This is a genomic window from Streptomyces sp. NPDC013317, from assembly GCF_055563155.1.
Window position 1 is genome coordinate 564,316 of record NZ_JBVHDX010000003.1, and the last position, 20,270, is coordinate 584,585.

15 protein-coding genes are annotated in these 20,270 nt (G+C 73.0%); 6 read left to right on the forward strand and 9 right to left on the reverse strand.

The features are described from left to right. Positions 1–24: 24 nt before the first annotated feature. On the forward strand, positions 25–1,494 hold the full coding sequence (locus ACZ3IJ_RS11390) for a PP2C family protein-serine/threonine phosphatase (protein WP_467467443.1): 1,470 nt from the start codon (positions 25–27) through the stop codon (positions 1,492–1,494). A 258-nt stretch (positions 1,495–1,752) separates the two neighbouring features. Here the strand turns inward: ACZ3IJ_RS11390 and ACZ3IJ_RS11395 are convergent, their stop codons facing one another. Next, the gene (locus ACZ3IJ_RS11395) at positions 1,753–3,246 is read right to left on the reverse strand and encodes a DNA-binding protein NsdB (RefSeq protein WP_391799234.1); all 1,494 of its coding nucleotides are present in this window, start codon (positions 3,244–3,246) and stop codon (positions 1,753–1,755) included. Positions 3,247–3,480: 234 nt separating this feature from the next. On the opposite strand from ACZ3IJ_RS11395, the gene ACZ3IJ_RS11400 reads away from it, so the two are divergent. The 5 genes from ACZ3IJ_RS11400 to ACZ3IJ_RS11420 all read left to right on the forward strand — a co-directional run bounded on the left by ACZ3IJ_RS11400 (position 3,481) and on the right by ACZ3IJ_RS11420 (position 11,845). Then, a complete protein-coding gene (locus ACZ3IJ_RS11400) occupies positions 3,481–4,605 on the forward strand; it encodes an aminoglycoside phosphotransferase family protein (protein WP_467467444.1) in 1,125 nt (374 codons plus the stop codon). Between the two features lie 330 nt (positions 4,606–4,935). Then, a complete protein-coding gene (locus tag ACZ3IJ_RS11405) occupies positions 4,936–6,858 on the forward strand; it encodes an N-acetylmuramoyl-L-alanine amidase (RefSeq protein ID WP_467467445.1) in 1,923 nt (640 codons plus the stop codon). A 159-nt stretch (positions 6,859–7,017) separates the two neighbouring features. Next, positions 7,018–9,207 (forward strand): terpene synthase family protein, encoded by a 2,190-nt coding sequence (locus ACZ3IJ_RS11410; protein ID WP_467467446.1) that lies wholly within the window; start codon positions 7,018–7,020, stop codon positions 9,205–9,207. A 187-nt stretch (positions 9,208–9,394) separates the two neighbouring features. Then, positions 9,395–10,543: an ROK family transcriptional regulator gene (locus ACZ3IJ_RS11415; protein ID WP_467467447.1), complete on the forward strand. Its 1,149-nt coding sequence runs from the start codon at positions 9,395–9,397 to the stop codon at positions 10,541–10,543. Positions 10,544–10,591: 48 nt separating this feature from the next. Continuing rightward, positions 10,592–11,845 carry a Gfo/Idh/MocA family protein gene (locus ACZ3IJ_RS11420; RefSeq protein WP_467467448.1) on the forward strand — a complete coding sequence of 418 codons (1,254 nt, stop codon included), beginning with the start codon at positions 10,592–10,594 and terminating at the stop codon, positions 11,843–11,845. Positions 11,846–11,853: 8 nt separating this feature from the next. Here ACZ3IJ_RS11420 and ACZ3IJ_RS11425 read toward each other — a convergent pair whose 3' ends face one another. The 8 genes from ACZ3IJ_RS11425 to ACZ3IJ_RS11460 all read right to left on the reverse strand — a co-directional run bounded on the left by ACZ3IJ_RS11425 (position 11,854) and on the right by ACZ3IJ_RS11460 (position 20,116). Continuing rightward, positions 11,854–12,219, reverse strand: a complete 366-nt coding sequence (locus tag ACZ3IJ_RS11425) for an RNA-binding S4 domain-containing protein (RefSeq protein WP_467467449.1) — start codon at positions 12,217–12,219, stop codon at positions 11,854–11,856. 16 nt (positions 12,220–12,235) lie between these two features. Beyond that, positions 12,236–12,736 (reverse strand): hypothetical protein, encoded by a 501-nt coding sequence (locus ACZ3IJ_RS11430; protein WP_352189247.1) that lies wholly within the window; start codon positions 12,734–12,736, stop codon positions 12,236–12,238. A gap of 152 nt (positions 12,737–12,888) precedes the next feature. Continuing rightward, positions 12,889–15,726 (reverse strand): ATP-binding protein, encoded by a 2,838-nt coding sequence (locus ACZ3IJ_RS11435; RefSeq protein ID WP_467467668.1) that lies wholly within the window; start codon positions 15,724–15,726, stop codon positions 12,889–12,891. A 414-nt stretch (positions 15,727–16,140) separates the two neighbouring features. Beyond that, complete coding sequence (locus ACZ3IJ_RS11440; protein WP_467467450.1) at positions 16,141–16,551, reverse strand: ACT domain-containing protein; 411 nt, start codon at positions 16,549–16,551, stop codon at positions 16,141–16,143. A gap of 52 nt (positions 16,552–16,603) precedes the next feature. After that, positions 16,604–16,846 carry a DUF397 domain-containing protein gene (locus ACZ3IJ_RS11445; protein WP_391799243.1) on the reverse strand — a complete coding sequence of 81 codons (243 nt, stop codon included), beginning with the start codon at positions 16,844–16,846 and terminating at the stop codon, positions 16,604–16,606. A 78-nt stretch (positions 16,847–16,924) separates the two neighbouring features. Then, complete coding sequence (locus ACZ3IJ_RS11450) at positions 16,925–18,091, reverse strand: thiolase domain-containing protein (protein WP_467467451.1); 1,167 nt, start codon at positions 18,089–18,091, stop codon at positions 16,925–16,927. Further along, positions 18,084–19,160 carry a thiolase domain-containing protein gene (locus ACZ3IJ_RS11455; RefSeq protein WP_467467452.1) on the reverse strand — a complete coding sequence of 359 codons (1,077 nt, stop codon included), beginning with the start codon at positions 19,158–19,160 and terminating at the stop codon, positions 18,084–18,086. Before ACZ3IJ_RS11455 ends, ACZ3IJ_RS11450 begins: the two co-directional genes overlap by 8 nt. Further along, positions 19,157–20,116, reverse strand: a complete 960-nt coding sequence (locus tag ACZ3IJ_RS11460) for a Zn-ribbon domain-containing OB-fold protein (protein ID WP_467467453.1) — start codon at positions 20,114–20,116, stop codon at positions 19,157–19,159. The genes ACZ3IJ_RS11455 and ACZ3IJ_RS11460 overlap by 4 nt, the downstream gene beginning before the upstream one ends. Positions 20,117–20,270: the final 154 nt, after the last annotated feature.

Genomic DNA, 20,270 nt, shown 5'->3' on the forward strand with positions numbered 1-20,270 from the left:
GTCGCGCCTGTATCGGAGTACGACATGCCGTCCCCTCTCTACGCGGACCGTCCAGCCCAGCCGCCGGAGCCCGGCACCGTGGACGCGCTGATCTCGCAGACCCGCCGTCTGCGCGGTGACGTGGACGCCGTGCGCCGGGACGCGGTCCTGGACGAGGACGACCCGAAGAACCGCTGGCAGCGTGCGCTCTGCGATCTGGCCGTACATCAGCTCGACGACCTGGGCGCCCACTTGGGCCAGCTCAAGGCCGGCATCCCCGACGAGCTCCCCGCCACGCCCGGTGCCGATGTCATCGAGGTGGAGGCCGAAGGCGTCTCCGATCCCGGCGCCGCCTACGGCGTCCCGGCCGCGCGCACCGGCTCTCTCCTCAGCCGCGTCGGCAGCGCCGAGTGGAACCTGCTGAACGACGAGGTGAGCTGGTCCGAGGAGCTGTACCAGATCTTCGGACGGACCCCCGAGAGCGGCCCGATGTCGCTGGACGAACTTCCCTCGATGGTGTTCGCCGAGGACCAGTCCGTGCTCCAGGCGATGGTGACGGACTGCCTGATCGACGGGAAGCCCATCGACGGCGAGTTCCGCATCGTCCGCACCGACGGCCGGGTCCGTACGCTCCACATGATGGGCGAGCCGGTCCTCGATTCCGACGGCTGCACGGCCTCCATGTGGGCCGTCCTGCGTGACGTCAGCGAGCTGCGCCGAAGCGAGCGCGCCGTCCGCGAGTCCCGGGACAGCCTGCAGCGCCGTCGCCACATCGAGCGCACCGAGCGTCGCGTCGCCGTCGAGCTCCAGGAGGCCGTGCTGCCGCCCTGGCGCGGCTCCCTGCGCTTCGCCCACGGCGGCCCGGGCGCCCCGCTCGACGTGGCGGGCCACTACCTGCCCGCCGCCTCGACCGGTCTGATCGGCGGCGACTGGTACGACGCGCTGGCGCTCCCCGACGGCGACGCGCTCCTGACGGTCGGTGACCTCACAGGTCACGGGGTCTCGGCGACCTCCTCCATGGCGATGCTCCTCGGCGCGCTGCGCGGCATGGCCGTGGCCGGAATTCGCCCTGGCGCCCTGATGGGCCATCTGAACCAACTGCTGGAGTCGGCGGTGCAGCCGGCGCTCGGCAGCGCGATGTGCTGCCGCTACGAACCGGTCAGCCAGACACTCTCCTGGGCTCAGGCAGGGCACCCCGCCCCGCTGCTCTTCCGCGACGGGACGGGACGCGCCCTGAAGCGGCCCGACGGCGTGCTCCTGGGAGCGACGGCCGGGTCCACGTACGAGGAGGCCGAGATCCGGCTGCTCCCCGGGGACCTGCTGATGCTGCACACGGACGGGCTGACCCGCCGCGGCGGCTTGGACGACACGGGTACGCAGCGACTGCTCGCGCTGGCTCCGCGGCTGGCCGGGGCCCGCGACGCGCAGGACTGTGTACGGTCGGTGGTGGAGGAGTTCGGTGAGGCACCGCGCGAGGACGACGCCTGCCTGATGGTGGTCCGCGTCGGCCACTAGCTTCGCCGCGAGCCCCTGGCTCCGCCTCGGGAGCACGGGCTCCACAGCACGCACGGGCCCCACAGCACACGCAGGCTCCGCGCCGGGCCGTCGACCTCGTGCCGAGACCAGCTCACGCCGCCCGCCGGCTCGCGGGTCGCGCGCCGTCGGTGCCACCCCGCACCACGGAGCGAGCACGCTTGGCGAGCACCTCTCAGGAGGGCATACCGGCACGTGCCGGTGTGCCCTTGCTCGTACGGTCGGGAGTCGGACCGGCCCTCAGATCCCGCGGGCCCTCGGCCGCTTCGCCGCAGGCTCGGGCAGCGCGAGCGCGATCTCCTCGCGCAGGTCCTCGATCTTGGCGTAGCCGGCGTACTGCCCGGTCAGCCGGTACATCTCACGCAGCCGGTCCCAGGTGCGGTGGGACGAGGTCTCGCCCATGGAGACCAGGGCGAGCCGCGCGTACCGGTCGGCCTGCTCCGGGTCGTCGGCGATGAAGCAGGCCGAGGCGAGGGAGATGTAGTCGAAGAGCTTGGACCGGTTGTGACCGCTGCGGCGCAGGTCCAGGGCCAGCTTGGCGTGGCGCTGCGCGGGAACCGCGGCGGCAGGGTCGTGTTCGGCGAGGGTGCGGTACGCGAGGGCCTGCATGCCGTGCATGTCGGCGTCGTCGAAGTTCTGCATCCAGCTGGGCGGCGGCACGTCCGACCGGTCGGAGACGAAGAGGTCCTCGGCCTCGCCGAGCGTACGGCGCATGGCCTGGCCCTTGCCCATGGACGCCTGCGCCCATGCCTCGATGGTGTGCAGCATCGCCTGCGTACGCGGCAGAACCTCCTCGCCGGAGCCGGACTTCGCGAGCTTCATCAGGTCGAGGGCGTCGTCGGGCCGGCCCAGGTGGACCATCTGGCGCGCCGCGCGGGACAGTGCCTCCCCGGCGCGCGGCCGGTCGCCGCCCTCACGGGCCGCGTGGGCGGCGATGACGAAGTACTTCTGGGCGGTGGGTTCCAGGCCCACGTCGTGGGACATCCAGCCCGCCAGGACGGCCAGGTTGGCCGCGACGCCCCAGAGGCGGCGCTGGAGGTGGTCGGGGTGGCGGTAGGCGAGCATGCCGCCCACCTCGTTCAACTGGCCTACGACCGCCTTGCGTTGGAGACCGCCGCCACGGGAGGCGTCCCACGCTCGGAACACCTCCACCGAGCGCTCCAGTGCTTCGATCTCCTCCGACCCGATGGGGGCGGCCTCGTAGCGGTCGAACCCAGCGGGGTCGGCGTGGAGGGGATCGTTCGCACGGGGGGCCTGCGCGGCGCGTGCGGGGTCGGTGTGGAGCCAGTCGTGCATGGCGCTGCTGAGTGCGGAGCCGGCGGCGAGCACGGCGCCCGCGCCCATCAGGCCGCGTCGGTTGAGCATGAGGTCCATTCCCGTGAATTCGGTGAGGACCGCTGCCGTACGCTCGGGCGCCCAGGGCAGCCCGTCAGGGTTGTCGGTGTTCCTGACGTTCTGCCGTCTCCCGGCGCGCCCGTGTCGTACGAACCCGAGGTCCTCGATGGTCACGACACGGCCGAGTCGCTCGGTGAACAGTGCAGCCAGCACCCGGGGTACGGGGTCGCGCGGGGTCTCCCCCATGTCGATCCATCGCCTCACCCGTGAGGTGTCGGTCGACAGTTGCGGATGGCCCATGGCCGCCGCCTGCCGGTTGACGAGTCTCGCGAGCTCTCCCTTGGACCAGCCGGCGAGGCCGAAGAGGTCTGCCAGGCGGGTGTTGGTCTGTCCGGTCACGTCTAAGCCCCCAGGTTCTCGGCTGAGTTGACAGTAACCCCCTGTCATAGGGCTGGCGACTATTCGCCAGGCTTCGCCAGGGTGCGCCCGATGTTCCGCCACCCGCGCCGGGGTGTCAGGTAGGAACGCGCCACCCCGCCCCGGCAACCGGCCCACATTCCCCAGGGTGCGGCCCGGAGGTCGGGCGGGGCGACGCACGCAACTTGTCGGCACACGAAGGGATCTGTCTCCTCCATGTACACAGCATCGTCCTCCGTGTCCGCCCCGCCCCGGCCGCAGCACCGTCCCGTACCGGTCGGCAGCGGACCGTACCTCGCCCCCGTCGTTCCGGCGGCCCGCGCGAGGCGATGGGCGGGCAGTGCCGCTCAGCCGCTCAGCGGAAGAATCGACCTGTCCGGCCCGCAGGGGGCCCAGGTGCGGATGGCCATCGCGTCCGTCCACCGGATCTGCCCGGAGTTCAACCCCGTGCAGGTCCTGCGACGGAGCGGGCGTTCCGTGCTGATCGTCGGCACCACCGGGCGCGCCACGGCCGTGGCGAAGTGTTTACTGGACCACTCCCCCGCGTGGGTCGAGCGGTTCCAGCACGAAATAGCGGCCTACCGCTCCTTCGTCCGGCACCGGCCCCCGGTGCGAGCGCCCCGGCTGATCGCCGCGGACCCGGAGAACTGCACGCTGGTGATCGAGCGGATGCCGGGGCGGGCGGCGGCGCTGACGCGCCACCCCGTCGAGGCTCCGCCCCGCACGGATCTGCGCGCGGCGCTCGGCGCGATCGCCCGGCTGAACGCCTGGCGGCCGCCGGCCGGCACCTTCGACGCGCCGCTGGACTACCCGTCCCGGATCGCGCGCTACCACGAACTGGGCCTCTTCACCGACCGTGACCGGGACGACCTGCAGAAACTGCTGCACGGCCTGGCGCACGCCGGTGGCCGGCAGGGCATGGGGCAGTTCTGTCACGGGGACGCCCTCCTCTCCAACATCCTGCTCTCGCCCGCGGGACCGGTCCTGGTCGACTGGGAGCACGCGGGCTGGTACCTGCCGGGCTACGACCTGGCCACCCTGTGGTCGGTGCTCGGTGACGCGCCGGCGGCCCGGCGTCAGATCAGTCAGCTCGCCCAGCAGGCGGGGGCGGCGTCCCGGGACGCCTTCCTGGTGAACCTGATGATCGTCCTGACCAGGGAGATCCGTACGTACGAGACCGCGGTGCAGCGCACCATCAAGGAGGCTCCGCCGGCCGGTTCTGTACCCGTCCCCTCCGGTGCGGTCTCGCCCGGTGAGGAACAGCGGCGGCTGCTGCGGCGGCTGCACGACGACTGCGCCATGGCACGGCGGGCCGTGCGCGCCGCGGTCGGTACGCGCTGAGGCCGCGCCGACCGTTCCACGGGGGTGGTGACACGCCGTGCGCCCGGTGCCGACACACCGGGTGCGCGGCGTTCTGCCGTTCGCCGTGCGCTCCGCCCATTGGTCCACGCCTCTGACGCGCCGCAGGCCCGCGAGCCGTCGCCGCGAAACTCCGTGCGACTCTCCCGGCATCCCATCTGACATGGGAAGTTCCGTGCGTCGAGGGGTGATTGACGGATCGTCCGGAAGCCGATACCCCTGTACGGGTCCGGCCCCGCACGCCCCTCGTCACCCCTGGTCTCGGAGGCTGCCTTGCACCGTTCCGTGTCGCGCAGACGGGTTCCCCGAGCGGTGGGCGCAGCGGCGTCCGCCGCCCTGCTCCTCCCCCTCCTGTCGGCCGCGCCGCCTGCCACGGCAGAGCCGGTGGCGGCCGGCTCGCTCCAGCGGCAGTTCGCGGCGGCCGCCGAACGTCAGGGCGTGCCGCCGAGCGTGCTGCTGGCGGTGGCGTACCTCCAGTCCCGGTGGGACGCGCACGGCGGCGCCCCGAGTGTCACCGGCGGCTACGGCCCGATGCACCTCACGGACGCGGCGACCGCGCTCGCGGAGGCCCCGCACCACTCACACGGGGAGGAGGACGCGCGGGGCGACGGTTCCCGCGCGCCGCGGGCCGGCTCCGACACGCGGCCCGCACCGCCCACGGCGGCACGGCTGCCGGAGCGGCTGAGGACGCTGGACCGGGCGGCCGCGTTGACCGGGATTCCCGCGCGGGAGCTGCGGACCAGCACCTCGGCGAACATCGAGGGCGGGGCGGCCCTCCTCGCCGCGGCTCAGCGCGGTTCGGGGCGGCCGCTCAGCGCCGACCCGGCCGACTGGTTCGGCGCGGTGGCGCGCTACTCCGGCGCCGACGACACGGCGACGGCCACGACGTACGCGAACGACGTGTTCGACGTGATCCGGTCCGGTGAGTCCCGGCGTACCGACAGCGGGCAGGTGGTCACACTGAAGGCGGACGCGGACCTCGTGCCCGAGACCGGGCAGGTGGCGTCGCTGGGGCTGCGGACGGCGGACACGGGTCGGACCGAGTGCCCGAGGACGGTCGCCTGCGAGTGGGTCCCGGCGCCGTACGAGGAGTTCGGGGACGGGGACTACGGCAACCACGACAAGGCGGACCGGCCCGCGTCCCAGTCGATCGAATACATCGTCGTCCATGACACCGAGGCGACCTGGGACGTCACGCTCCAGCTGGTGCAGGACCCGACGTACGTGTCGTGGCAGTACTCGCTGCGCTCGTCGGACGGCCACGTCGCGCAGCATCTGCCGCTGAAGGACGTCGGCTGGCACGCGGGCAACTGGTTCGTGAACGCCAAGTCGGTGGGCCTGGAGCACGAGGGATTCCTCACGGAGCCGGACTCCTGGTACACGGAGGCGATGTACCGCAGCTCGGCGCGTCTGGTGCGGTACCTGGCCCGGCGGTACGGCATCCCGCTGGACCGGCAGCATGTCCTCGGACACGACAACGTGCCGGGCACGACGACGTCGACGATCCGCGGCATGCACACCGATCCGGGGCCGTACTGGGACTGGGCGCACTACTTCAGGCTGCTCGGCAGGCCCTTCACGCCGACCGCGGGCCCGGACGCGCGAGTGGTGACGATCCGCCCGGAGTACACCGCGCACCAGCCGGTCTACACGGGGTGTGTGAAGGCCGGCGAGGCGTGCGCCCCGCACGGCTCCGGCGCCGTCCGGCTGCACACGGCGCCGGACGCGGACGCCCCGCTGGTGAAGGACGTCGGGCTGCGGCCGGACGGCCAGGACTCGACGACCGGGGTCGACGACACCGGTGCCCGGGCCTCGACGGGCCAGCAGTACGCGGTGGCGGAGCGGCGGGGCGACTGGACGGCGATCTGGTACCTGGGTCAGAAGGCCTGGTTCCACGACCCGAAGGCGCAGCGTACGGCGGTGGGCTCCCGGGGGCCGGTGCTGACCCCGAGGGAGGGCCTGGCGGAGGTACCGGTGTACGGGCGGGCCTATCCGGAGGCCTCGGCGTATCCGGCCGGAGTGCCGGTCCAGGCGGTGTCGCCGCTGCCGTACAGGCTGCTCGCGGGCCAGTCGTACGTGGTGGGCGGCCGCACCCCGGGCGAGTACTACTTCGCTCCGGTGTTCGACACCGCGGGGCACCGGGTCGTCCGGGGCCAGGAGGAGTACTACGAGATCCAGTTCGGTCATCGGGTCGCCTTCGTGAAGGCCGCTGACGTGCGGGTCTCCCGGGCCTGAGCGGCGTCCGGACGGAGCGCGGAGGGGTGTCGCCGGAGGAGGGGGCCGGCGACACCCTCACGTCGTTCATATGACTAGTTTCGGTGCCGCGTGGGTCTCCCGGGCCGGGGGTAGGGCTTGGCCGGTCGACGCCCACGCCCATCGAAAGGCCCCGCACGCATGGCTCAGCCCTTCGTCCTGCCGGATTTCTATGTCCCGTATCCGGCGCGGCTCAATCCCCACGTGGAGACCGCCCGCACGCACACCCGGGAGTGGGCGCGGGAGATGGGGATGCTGGAGGGCTCCGGCATCTGGGAGCAGCACGACCTCGACTCGCACGACTACGCGCTGCTCTGCGCGTACACCCACCCCGACTGCGACGCCGAGGCGCTGTCCCTCGTCACCGACTGGTACACGTGGGTCTTCTTCTTCGACGACCACTTCCTGGAGGTCTTCAAGCGCACCCCGGACCGGCCGGGCAGCAAGGCGTATCTGGACCGGCTTCCGCTGTTCATGCCGAAGGGCCCGTCCTCACCCGTGCCCGAGCCGACCAACCCGGTGGAGGCCGGCCTGGCGGACCTGTGGCGGCGTACGGTCCCGTCGATGTCCGCCGCCTGGCGGGAACGGTTCGCCACGGCGACCGAGGCTCTGCTGTACGAGTCCCTGTGGGAGCTCGACAACATCGACGAGGGCCGGATCGCCAACCCCGTCGAGTACATCGAGATGCGCCGCAAGGTGGGCGGGGCGCCCTGGTCGGCGGGACTTGTCGAGTACGCGGCCGGCGCCGAGGTGCCGGAGCAGGTGGCGCACTCCCGGCCGCTGCTGGTGCTGCGCGACACGTTCTCCGACGCGGTCCACCTGCGCAACGACCTCTTCTCGTACCAGCGGGAGGTCGAGGACGAGGGCGAGAACAGCAACGGTGTGCTCGTCCTGGAGAAGTTTCTCGGCTGTACGACGCAGGAGGCGGCCGAGGCCGTCAACGACCTGCTCACCTCACGGCTCCACCAGTTCGAGAACACGGCGCTGACCGAGGTCCCGGGCCTGTGCCTGGAGGAGAGGCTGAGCCCCGCGGAGTGCGCGGCGGTCGCGGCGTACACGAAGGGGCTGCAGGACTGGCAGTCGGGTGGCCACGAATGGCACCTGCGCTCCAGCCGGTACATGAACGAAGGACTGACCACCGGGACTTCACACTTCGACGGGGTGATCGGCACCTCCGCCCTGGACATCGCGACCCTCTTCGGCCGACCCGCCGCCGCCCGTCTGCGCGCCCTGACGCACGTCCCCCACCAGCGGGTGGGCGCGTCGCTGCTGCCCGACTTCGACCTGCCCTACCCACTGACGGTCAACCCGCACCACCAGGAGGCGAAGCGCCGGTCCGAGGACTGGGCGGATCGGATGGGGCTCCTGGACGACATCTGGGACCGCCCGATGATGGAGGGCTTCGACCTCGCGCTCTGCTCGGCGGGGCTCGACCCCGACGCCACGGTGGAGGAGTTGGAGCTCAGCGCGGAGTGGCTGACGTGGGGCACGTACGGCGACGACTACTACCCGCTGGTCTTCGGCCGGCCGCGGAACCTGATCGGCGCGAAGGAGTGCACCGAGCGTCTCAAGTCCACGATGTCGGTGACCGATCCGGACGCGGGGCGGGTATCGGCCGTGAGTCCGATGGAGCGTGCCCTCGCCGATCTGTGGACGCGGACCGCGGGTCCGATGGGCCTGGACGCCAGGGCGCGGCTCCGCTGCGCCATGGACGGGATGCTCGACAGCTGGATGTGGGAGCTGCACAACCAGGCGCAGCACCGGGTCCCCGACCCCGTGGACTACATCGAGATGCGGCGCCGCACCTTCGGCTCGGAGATGACGATGCTGCTGTGCAGACTGCGGCGCACGGACGGGCTGCCGCCCGGGATCTTCGACAGCGGCACGGTCCGTGCGCTGGAGAACTCGGCCTCGGACTACGCGGCCCTGCTCAATGATCTCTTCTCGTACCAGAAGGAGATCGAGGTGGAGGGCGAGGTCCACAACGGTGTCCTCGTCCTGCAGAAGTTCTTCGACTGCGATTACCCGACGGCCGTGTCGATGGTCGACGATCTGATGCACGGACGGCTGCGACAGTTCGAGCATGTGAAGAGGCACGAACTGCCGCTGCTGTACCAGGACTTCGGTCTCGATGCGCAAGGGCGCGCCGCCTTCGAGTCGTATGTGCGCGAGCTGGAGGACTGGCTCGCGGGGATCCTCAACTGGCACCGGGGGGTGCGTCGTTACGGCCCCGACGAGGTGCGCTCCGGCAGTGGTACGTCACTGGCCCGGCGAGGTCCGACCGGCATCGGTACCTCGGCGGCGCGGCTGACCGCCCTGTTCTCTGCGTAGGCCGTGGCGAGCTCGGGGAGAGCATGTCTCTCCCCGGGCGACCTCGTCAAGGAGGTAAGCCAAGTCTCTTGTAGAACCCCGGGAACCGCAGCTGTCCGCTTCCTGGAATGCCATTGGCGTCCCCGGCCGAGGTTGTGTAACTCTCTTTCATAGGCCCACCCCCGAGGGGCCGATGGAGGAGGCGGACGTGCCCAGTGGCATACGGGGCAAGGACCTGGCCGGTCTGCGGAAGATGAACACCGCGGTGGTGATCCGCGCGTTGCACGCCCGTAGTCCCCAGACGGTCAGTCAGCTGACGTCCGCCACCGGGCTGTCCAGGCCCACGATCGAGGCCCTGGTGGAGACCCTGTCCGCGCGCGGATGGGTGGCGGAGACCGAGGGGATCCCCTCGGGAAGGGCCGGTGGCAGGCCCGCCCGCTCCTTCCGGTTCCGGAGTGAGGCGGGCCTCGTCGTGGGCGTCGACATCGGCCTGCACAAGGTCGTGATGGACCTGTCCGATCTCGCGGGCGAGACGGTCGCCCGGGTACGTGCGGACACCGATCCGGAGATGACGGGGCTGGCGCGTCTCGACTTCCTGCGCACCCGTCTCGCCGCACTCCTCGCCGCGCACTCCGTGTCCTCCGACCGGCTGCTCGCGATCGCGGTCGGCGTGCCCGGCATGGTCGACAGCACGGGCCGGGTCAGGTCACTGGTGATCCCGGAGTGGAACGACGTCGACCTCTCCCGGCGGCTCGCGGACACGTTCCCGTGCCGGATCCTCGTCGAGAACGATGCCAACCTGGCCGTGGTCGCCGAGCATTGGCGCGGCTCGGCCGCGCTGGTGGACGACGCCGTCTGCATCCTGGCCGGTCGCCGGATCGCCGCCGGGCTGCTGCTGTCGGGGCGTCTGCACCGAGGGCGCCGCGGCGGTGCGGGCGAGATGAGCACGCTTCCCCACCTCGGCCTGGGGCCGGCCCGCGAGTCCCTGCGCTGGAACGGTGAGCGGCTGCCCGGGGAGTCGGACATCGAGGCGCTCACCCGCGCGGCGGCGGAGAGGGACCCGCAGGCCCTCGCGGCCGTCCACGACTTCGCACGGCGGCTGGCCCCGGGCATCGCGGCCCTGATCCTTGCGGTCGACCCCGAGCTCGTGGTCCTCGCCGGCGGGATCAGCCCCCTGGCCGACGCCCTGGTCCCCTCCCTGACCGAGGAACTCGACCACATGACCCAGCACGTGCCGCCCATCACCGCCAGCACCCTGGGCGACGCGGTGGTGGCGCGCGGCGCCGTCCGCAGGGCTCTGGACGCCGTGAACCGCGAACTCCTCGACGATCCCGAGTCACTGACTCCCATGACCTGACGAACAGCCGTCACCTCCCCCGGATGTCTGTGAAAGAAGGAGCGACACATGTCCGACGCGACAACGCTGCTGGTGGTCGGCGCGGGTGACCGCGGAACCCGGCACGCCCGCTACGCCCTGCACCATCCGGACCGCGCACGGGTCGTGGGCGTGGCCGAGCCGTTGCGTGTACGGCGCGAACGCTTCGCCATCGAGCACGGCCTCGCCCCCGACGCAGCCGTGGCGGACTGGCGCCGGATCGTGGAGCGCGGCCGCGTCGCGGACGCGGTCCTGCTCTGCACCCTGGACCGCGACCATCTGGAGCCCGCTCTGGCGTTCGCGGCGCAGGGGTACCACATCATGCTGGAGAAGCCGATGGCCCTGGACGAGGAGTCCTGTCGCGCCATCGTCGGCGCCGTCGAGCGGGCCGGAGTGATCCTGGCCGTGGGCCACGTCCTGAGGTACACCCCGTACACCCGGGTGCTGAAGGGCCTCGTCGACGCGGGCCGCATCGGGGACGTCGTCAGCGTGCAGCATCTGGAGCCGGTCGGTCACTGGCACCAGGCGCACTCCTACGTCCGTGGCAACTGGCGGCGTTCGGACGAGGCCACGTCCATGCTGATGGCGAAGTCGTGCCACGACCTGGACTGGCTGCAGCACATCATCGGTGAGCCGCCCGCCCGCGTCTCCAGCTTCGGCCGTCTGACGCACTTCACGCCCGCCAACCGCCCCCAGGACGCCGCCGACCGGTGCGTGGAGTGCCCCGTGCGCGGCGAGTGCGCCTTCGACGCCGTGCGGATCTACGGCGACCGGCTCGCCGCCGGCGAGAAGGGCTGGCCGCTGTCGGTCGTGCTCGACGAATTCACCGGGCCGGCCCTGGACGAGGCGCTTCGCACCGGCCCGTACGGGCGCTGCGTGTACGCCTGCGACAACGACGTCGTCGACCATCAGGTCGTCGCCATGGAGTTCGCCGGTGGCGCCACCGCCACCTTCACCATGACCGGCTTCACGGAGATGGCCAACCGTCACACCCGGATCTTCGGCACGCGTGGCGAGATCCGGGGCGACGGCCGCATGCTGCACATCCATGACTTCCGCACCGGGGCCACCGAGGAGATCGACACCGTCCCCGCCGGGGACATGTCCGCCTCGGGCGGTCACGGCGGCGGCGACGAGGGCCTCATGGAGGCGTTCGTCGCGGCGGTCGCCGCCGAGGACCCCTCGCTCGTCTCGTCAGGCCCGCGTGAGTCGCTGCTCAGCCACCTGTCCGTGCTCGCCGCGGAGCGCGCCCGCGAGACGGGAACCGTCGTCGAGGTGTCCTGAGCCCGACGTCAGGCGGACCGGCCGCGCAGGTGGTCCAGTTCGCGGCGCTCGCGCTTGGTCGGACGGCCGGCGCCGCGGTCCCGGACCGCGGCCACCGCCACGTGCTCGCGCGGGGGCGGCGGCGGACTGTTGTCGACGTACGCCTCGGCGGCGACGGGCGGGCCGACCCTCTTGGTGAGGAGCTGCTTGACCTCGACGATCCGCTCCCGGCCGCCGTGGAAGAGGCGCACCTCGTCGCCGGGCTTCACCGGCTGTGCGGGCTTGGCGCGGTCGCCGTTCACCTTGACGTGCCCGGCCCGGCAGGCGGCGGCGGCCTGCGAGCGGGTCTTGGTGAGGCGGACCGCCCAGATCCAGCTGTCGACGCGTGCGCTCATCGGCCCCCGCCTCTCGTCAACCCTGCTGGAACAGCTCGGCGGGCAGCGGCTTGAGCAGCGCGTAGAGATCGTCGGTGATGGGACGGTCCCAACTGGCGATCGTGACGAGGACGTTGTCGCTGCGGTCGAACTGCACGCAGGCGATACGGCTCTCGGAGAGCTTCAGGCGGCGCACGATCAGCAGGTTGTCTCCCTGCATCACCGGCATGTCCTCGGTGTCGAGCACCTCGACGGGCTCGTCGTTGTCCAGCGCCGCGAGGAGCTGGGCCACCTCGAAGGGGATCTGGCCCTCGGCGAGCTCGCGGGCCGGGGAGCCCTCCGGGAGGTTGCCGATGATCATCGCGGGACCACGGCCGCCGAACAGGTCGTAGCGCAGGAAGACGCCCTGGCAGCTTCCGTCGGGCGCGGGCAGCAGGCCGGCGCCGAGATTGCCGGGCCAGTCCCCCGGGTCCATGGCCAGGACGTCGAAGTCCGGGCCCGCGGGTGTGGCGGCGCTGCGGCGGCGGAGGAAGGACATACGGCCATGGTACGTGCCCCGGCGCCCACCGCGACGCGCCGGGGCGCCTCCGGCCGAGGCACCTCGGCGACACGCCGCGACACCCGGGCGACGCGCACCACGGCGGGCCTGCTCACCGCCGGTGAGCAGGGACGACGAGGGCGCCGGGCAGCTCAGTCGGGGCGGCCGGGGCTCCCGCTCTCGTGGGGCTCCCGGCCGGTCTTTCCGAGGGCCTGGGCGAGGCCCGCGCGATCCGTGCCGAGCTTGCGGTAGACGGCGGACAGCAGCTGCGTCACCGCCGCCTCGTCGGCGCCCAGCGCGGCCGCCGCGTCCTCGCCACGGACAGTGAGCTCGGCCGCGGTGTGTTCACGCGCGGTGAGTGTGTCCGTGCCGGCCGGGTGGAGGGTCCGGGGCCTGAGCCCGGCGGCGGCGAGCTCCGCCCTGGCCTCGTCCCCCAGCCCGTCCGCCCCGCACGTCTGGGCGGCCTCCAGGCCCCGGTAGAGGTAGTCGGCGGCCTCGCCGGTGCGTCCGGTGCGGCGCAGCGCGGCGCCGAGGGCCACGAGGGAGCGGGCCAGCTCGTACGCCGCGGGTGACCGCTCCAGCCAGTCGACGGACTCCTCCAGGAGCTTCACGCGCTCGTCGCCACCGACGACCTCGGCCGTCACGCGCAGCGCCTGGCCGATCGTGGAGGGCGCGCCGTACTGGCGGGCGCGGGCCACGGCCTCCAGGGCGGTCGCGGTGGCCCGCTCCGGGGTCTCCCGCGCCTCGGCGAGGGCGAGGTGGAACTGCCAGGGGCACCAGGCCGGGTTGCGCATGCCGCGCGGGTCGAGGCGCCGGCCCACGGCGGCCAGCTCGGCCGCCGCCTCCTCGACGCGTCCCGTGGCGAGGAGGAGTTCGGCGTGGACGGTCTGGGAGTCCGGGAAGGTGACGGCGGCGGGGAAGGGCTCGCCGAAGTCGTGGGTCCGGGCGATCCGCGCGGCCTCCTCGACCCGGCCCCGGGCGAGCAGCACCTCGATGGTGACACCCACGGCGTACCAGTGGGCGGGGGTGCGGGGTCCGACGCGCTCGGCGAGCCGCAGGCCGGCGCGGACGAAGTCCTCCGCCTCGACGAGCCGGCCGCGGCGCAGCCGGATGTAGCCCTGGAGTGTGTACGCGAAGGAGAGGTGGGCGCCGCGCCAGCCCTGGCGCTCGAACTCGGCGGTGCCGGCCGCGAAGAGCTCCTCGGCACGGCCGGGCCGGTCGGCGTAGAGGAAGGTGAGCGCGACCAGGACCGGGACCTCGAAGCCCCGGCTCTCGTCGGCCCAGCTGAGGCCGCCCTCCAGGGCGCGGTCGGCGTGGTCGACGGCGACGGCCGAGGGTTCGGCACGCAGGGTGGCGTCCCAGGCGCGAAGGCCGATGACGTACCGCTCGGTGAGGTCGCGGCCGGTGAGCCGGTCGGCGAGGCGGGCCAGTCGGCGGGAGCGGGCGGGCGAGTCGGGTTCGTCGGCCCGGAAGGCGTCCCACATGAACTTCTCGGACTGCATACGGAGCCTGCTGCGGGCGTCGGTGGTGAGCCGGGACTCGCGGCCGAGGAGTTCGGAGGCCTCGACGAGCCGGTCGCTGTGGGCGAGGACCTGGGAGAGGCGGTAGACGATGCCGTGGCGCAGCGCCGGGTCGGAGACGGGCTCCTCCAGGGCGGCGCGGAGGTGGTTCACGGTGGTGGCGGGCTCGGTGAGCAGGGAGGCGCTGCCGAGTTCGAAGAGGACGGCGGCGCGTTCCTCGTCGGCGGGAGGCTCGCGCAGGGCGCGGGCGAGGAAGCGGCGGGCCGCGTCGGGGGCGCCGGCGCGCAGGGTCTCGCGGGCGGCCTCGCGCAGATGGCCGACGACCCAGGGGTCGCCCTCCGGGTGGGTCTCCAGGAGGTGGCGCGCGGCGGCGGTGGCGCCGAGTCCGGCGTCGATGACGCACCAGGCGGCCTGCCCGTGCAGTGCGACACGGGTGGCGGCGGGGATGGCCTTGTAGACGGCGGTGGCGATCAGCGGGTGGACGAACTCGAGGGTCTCGGTGCCCGCGAGGACGCGCGCGTCGCGCAGGCGTCCGGCGCAGTCGGCGACCGCCTCGCCGCCCAGCCCCGCGACGGCGCCGGCCAGCTGGGGCGAGATCTCGGTGCCGAGGACGGCGCAGGCCCACGCGAGGCGGACGGTCGCGGTGCCGAGCCGTTCCAGGGTCGCCACGAGGCCGCTGCCCTTGACGGCGGCGGCGAGGTCGCGGAGTTCGTGGGCGGCCTCGGCCCGGGGTTCGAGGCCCCGGTCGCGGACCTTGGCGGCGAGTTCGACGGCCTCGAAGGGGTTGCCGGAGGTGACGGTCCAGCACTCACGGCAGAACGTGTCGTCGGCGTGCGAGCCGACCCGGTCGCGGACGAGGCTCGCGATGGCGGAGGAGGTGAGGGGTTCGAGGCCGAGGGGCCGCCTGCCGGACCGTCGTCCGGTGAACTCGTCGCCGTTGTCCGGGAGTTCGTCGGGCCGATAGGCAACGACCAGGAGCATGGGGAGCTCTTCGGCGCGCGGCGCGAAGGCGGAGAGCCAGCCGAGGGACTCCGGGTCGGCCCAGTGGGCGTCGTCGAGGACGACGACGAGCGGGGCGCGCCGGACGGCCAGGTGGGTCAGGACCCAGTCGAGCCCGTCGCGCAGGCCCTGCGGGTCCGGTGGTCCGCCGTCGCCGGCGGCGCAGAGCCCGAGGGCGGGGCCGACGATGTCGTACCAACTGCCGAGCTGGGCGCGGAGTTCGGTGTCGGACGCCGCGGCGAGCTGCGGCTGCAGGAGCTGCCGCGCGACGTGGAAGGCGACACGCTGCTCCTGGTCGCCGCCGCGCGCCGCGAGCACGGTGCATCCCTTGCCGGCGGCGCGCCGCCGGATCTCGGCGAGCAGCGTGGTCTTCCCGAGGCCGGCGGGCGCGGCGTAGGCGAGGACGCCACCGCGGGGCGTACGGAAGGGCGGCGGGGTGGCGCGTCCCGTCGACGCGTACCCGGCAGGCACCGGGACCGCCGCCTGCTCCTGGCGGCCGGCGGGGCGCGCCGGTTCGGGCACGCCGCGCAGGAGCCGCAGCGCCGGGGCTTCCGGCCCGGCCGAGCCCTCCCGCGGGAGCCCGCCCGGCGCTTCGGGGCCGGGTGCCTCGCGCGGGAGCGGGAGCCGTTCGTCCGGATCGTCCGGTTCCGGCCACGGCTCGTCGTCGCCGAGACCGGTCAGCTGGTTCAACGCCTCTTCCGCCGCGGCGAGTTCCGCCTCGCGCTCGAAGAGGCCGAATCCCCGGCGGCCCGCTCCGCCACTCTGCACTGCCACGTTCCTCCACCCCCACGCCGGGGGCGCACACCCGGCGCGCGGATGAGTGCGGCCGGGCCGCTGGGCCCCGCGAAGACCCCAGCGTACGCCCGTATACGCCCCCTGCGAGGGTCAGACGGCGGACCGGTCGGGGTGTTCCGCAAGTTCTTTCAGAACGGCCAACGCCTGTTCCGCCCGGGCATGTTCGACGAACAGGTGGTCGTGGTGGAAACCCGCCACGACATTGCAGCTCAGTCCGGCCCTGGCGAGCTCCCGCGAGACGGCCGCGGTCAGTCCGACCGCGTCGAGCGCGGAGTGGACCCGCAGCGTGATCCAGGCGGCCACGTAGTCGTACGCCAGACCGGCGTCGTCCGCCTCCTCCTGGCGTACGACCAGCGTGAGCCCTTCGCGCTCGGCGACGGTGGCGACCGGGACGACCCCCGCCGGAGCGGGGCCGTCCACGGTGGTGAAGACGTAGCGGCCGGAGTTGAGCTCCGGCCGCATCCCGGCGACGAGCCGGGTCAGATCACGTTCTGCACTCATGATCACCACCCTAGGACGGGCGGGACCGGGAGAGCGGGGCGCGGACGAGGTGTCAGGTCAGGTCGAACTCGCCCTCGCGTGCGTTGACCACGAACGCCCGCCACTCGGCCGGCGTGAAGATCAGCGACGGCGCCTCCGGGCTGCCTCCGTTCCGCATCGCGATGAAGCCCTCGACGAAGGCGATCTGGACGTCTCCCGCGCCCTGGCTGCCCGACCTCCAGTCGGCGCCGCTGAGGTCGAGTTCGGGCTTGTCCCCACCCGTGAAGGCCTGCTGAGTGGTGGTGCTCTCCGCCACGTCCGTGCTCCTCCCGCATAGCGCAACGTCGTCGTTCCGGGGCTCAGGGTAGCGAGGGGGACCTGGCGCCGACAGACCTCACGCGCCGGGCGGACGGTCGCCCACGAGCCACATGGCGAAGAACTGCGCGCCCCCTCCGTACGCGTGCCCGAGCGCCCTGCGCGCGCCCTCCACCTGATGTTCGCCCGCCTGCCCGCGCACCTGCAGCGCCGCCTCGGCGAAGCGGATCATGCCCGAGGCTCCGATGGGGTTGGTGGAGAGCACCCCGCCCGAGGGGTTCACCGGCAGGTCGCCGTCGAGTTCGGTCACTCCGGCCTCGGTCAGCTTCCAGCCCTCGCCCTCCTCGGCGAAGCCGAGGTTCTCCAGCCACATCGGCTCGTACCAGGAGAACGGGACGTACATCTCGACCGCGTCGATCTCCCGGCGCGGGTCGGTGATCCCGGCCTGCCGGTAGACGTCGGCGGCGCAGTCCTTGCCCGCCTGCGGCGAGACGAAGTCCTTCCCCGCGAAGAGCGTGGGCTCGCTGCGCATCGCGCCGCCGTGGACCCAGGCGGGCGGCCGGGGCGAACGCTCCGCGCCCGCCCGGTCGGTGAGGACCATCGCGCAGGCTCCGTCGGAGGACGGGCAGGTCTCGGAGTAGCGGATGGGGTCCCAGAGCATCGGCGAGGCCTGGACCTTCTCCAGGGTGATGTCGTGCTCGTGCAGGTGGGCGTACGGGTTCTTCAGGGCGTTGCGCCGGTCCTTGTACGCGACGAGGGAGCCGACGCCGTCGGGGGCGCCGGTGCGCCGCATGTAGGCGCGGACGTGCGGGGCGAAGAAGCCGCCCGCCCCGGCGAGCAGCGGCTGCTGGAACGGGACGGGCAGGGAGAGGCCCCACATCGCGTTGGATTCGGACTGCTTCTCGAAGGCGAGGGTCAGGACGGTGCGGTGGACGCGGGCGGCGACCAGGTTCGCGGCGACGAGCGCGGTGGACCCGCCGACGGAGCCGGCGGTGTGGACGCGGAGCATCGGTTTGCCGACCGCTCCGAGCGCGTCGGCGAGGTACAGCTCCGGCATCATCACGCCCTCGAAGAAGTCGGGGGCCTTGCCGATGACGACGGCGTCGATGTCCGCCCACGTCAGCCCGGCGTCCTCCAGGGCTCGCAGGGCGGCCTCGCGGACGAGTCCGGCGATCGACACGTCGTGCCGGGCGGCGACGTGCTTGGTCTGGCCGATCCCGACGACGGCCACGGGCTCCTTAGACACGAGGGTCCCCTTCCAGGACGGCGACCAGGTTCTGCTGCAGGCAGGGCCCGGAGGTGGCGTGGGCGAGAGCGCGGTCGGAGGCGCCCCGGTGGATGCGGGCGGCGGCCTCGCCGAGGCGGATCAGACCGGCGGCCATCATCGGGTTGGCGGCGAGCGCTCCGCCGGACGGGTTGACCCTCACGCTCTCGTCGAGGTCGAGGGCCCGGCGGAGCACGATCTCCTGGGAGGTGAAGGGCGCGTGCAGTTCCGCCGTGTCGACGGGCCGGTCGAAGGCCCCGGCGCGTTCGGCGGCGAGGCGGGTGGAGGGCGAGTCGGTGAGGTCCCGTACGCCGAGCGAGTGGGCCTCGATCCGGTGGTCGATGCCGCGGATCCAGGCCGGGCGCTCGCACAGTTCGCGGGCCCGCTCGCCGACGGCGAGGATCACGGCGGCCGCGCCGTCGCCGACGGGCGGGCAGTCGCCGGTCCGCAGCGGTGCGACGCGGTACTCGCCCTGGTCACGGGCGCCGGGCAGCTGGGCGTGCGGGTTGGCGGTCGCGTCCTGGCGGCTGCGGGCGGCGACGGCGGCCAGCGCGGGTTCGTCCGCGTGTCCGGCGTCGATGAGCGCCTGTGCCTGGAGCGCGGCGAGGGCGACGCTGTCGGGCCAGAGCGGGGCGACGTAGTAGGGGTCGAGCTGCCGGGTGAGGACGTCGCGCACGGAGCCGGGTGAGGACTTGCCGTACGAGTAGACGAGCGCGGTGTCGGCCTCGCCCGTCAGCAGCTTCACCCAGGCCTCGTAGAGCGCCCAGGCGCCGTCCATCTCGACGTGGGACTCGGAGATCGGCGGCCAGGCACCGACGCCGTCGAGGGCCATCGTGAAGGAGAAGGCGCGCCCGGCGAGGTAGTCGGAGGACCCGGAGCAGGTGAACCCGATGTCGGAGGTCTTCAGGCCCGTCCGACGCAGCACGTCGTGCAGGACGGGCATGAGCATCTCGACCTCGGACAGGTCGTCCGTGCGCCGCCGGTGGTCGGTCTGGGCGAAGGCGACGATCGCCACCTCGCGGTCCGGTCGGTCCGATCGGTCCGGCGTCACAGCAGCTCCTTGTACGTGTCGTAGTCGGCGTCGGGTTCGCCGGTGGGCCGGTAGTGGTCGGGGAAGCGGCCGTCCTCGCTCCACACGGGTTCGACGCGGAGACCCATCCGGACCTGGTCGTACGGGATGCCGCCGATCCGGCCGTGGAGCGCGAGCCCGGCGCCGTCGAGGGCGATGTGGGCGTACACGTACGGCACTTCGATGTCGAGGTTCTTGGCCTTGATGTTGACGATGCAGAAGGTGGTCACCGTGCCGCGCGGGCCGACCTCCACCCGTTCGGTGGTGGCCACGCCGCAGGTGGGGCAGGCGCCGCGGGGAGGGACGTAGACCTTGGTGCAGGACGGGCAGCGTTCGCCGACGGTCCGGTTCTCGGAGAGGGCGTGGAGATAGGCGGTCTGGGCGCGGCCGGGGCTGTACGTGTAGTCGAGCCGGGCGGGGGCGACGATGCCGGTGACGGGGTCGTCGAAGGTGCCGTCGTGGTGGCGGGCGCCGGTCACGGGCTCGCCGTCGTACGGCTCGAAGCAGGCGATGTCGGTGATGGCGCCGGCCCGTTCGGCGGCCCAGCGGATCCGGACCCGCGTGCCGGTGCTCACGGCCTCCGGTCCGGGCGCGTCCAGGGCGTGGAGGAGGGCGGTGTCGGCGCCGTCGAGTCGGACGAGGACCCAGGCGAAGGGGGTGGACAGGGGCTGTCCGGGGCGGGGTTCGGGGTTCCAGGCCCAGGTCGTGACGGTGCCGGTGGCGCCGACCTCGACGAGTTCGCGCAGTTCGGCGGCGGTCACGGGGTCGTACTCGACGGGCGGTACGAGCACGCGCCCGTCCTCGGCCCGGACGCCGAGCACGGTCTCTTCGCGCAGCCCGGTCAGAAAGGCGGCTTGCACGGGCCCGAGGGACCGGGTGAAGGGGAACTCGACGACGAGGGGCGCGCGGAGGGTGTCCGGCGCGGGGGCGACTGACATGGGACTCCTTGGGTGGGGGCGAGGGCGGAGGGGAATCCAGCCCCGCCGGCGTTCGAGGCGCGGAGCCGGAAAGGAGCGCCGGTCCGGGAGGGGAGGTCACTCCCGAACCGGGCTGAACCGCGGAGCTGCGGGCGCAGCCCCCGGCCCGGGAAGG

Excerpts from the sequence above, each read along its gene's own strand:
- ACZ3IJ_RS11390 (WP_467467443.1), top strand. The coding sequence starts at position 25 with ATGCCGTCCCCTCTCTACGCGGACCGTCCAGCCCAGCCGCCGGAGCCC.
- ACZ3IJ_RS11400 (WP_467467444.1), top strand. The coding sequence starts at position 3,481 with ATGTACACAGCATCGTCCTCCGTGTCCGCCCCGCCCCGGCCGCAGCAC.
- ACZ3IJ_RS11410 (WP_467467446.1), top strand. The coding sequence starts at position 7,018 with ATGGCTCAGCCCTTCGTCCTGCCGGATTTCTATGTCCCGTATCCGGCG.
- ACZ3IJ_RS11420 (WP_467467448.1), top strand. The coding sequence starts at position 10,592 with ATGTCCGACGCGACAACGCTGCTGGTGGTCGGCGCGGGTGACCGCGGA.
- ACZ3IJ_RS11425 (WP_467467449.1), bottom strand. The coding sequence starts at position 12,219 with ATGAGCGCACGCGTCGACAGCTGGATCTGGGCGGTCCGCCTCACCAAG.
- ACZ3IJ_RS11430 (WP_352189247.1), bottom strand. The coding sequence starts at position 12,736 with ATGTCCTTCCTCCGCCGCCGCAGCGCCGCCACACCCGCGGGCCCGGAC.
- ACZ3IJ_RS11440 (WP_467467450.1), bottom strand. The coding sequence starts at position 16,551 with ATGAGTGCAGAACGTGATCTGACCCGGCTCGTCGCCGGGATGCGGCCG.
- ACZ3IJ_RS11460 (WP_467467453.1), bottom strand. The coding sequence starts at position 20,116 with ATGTCAGTCGCCCCCGCGCCGGACACCCTCCGCGCGCCCCTCGTCGTC.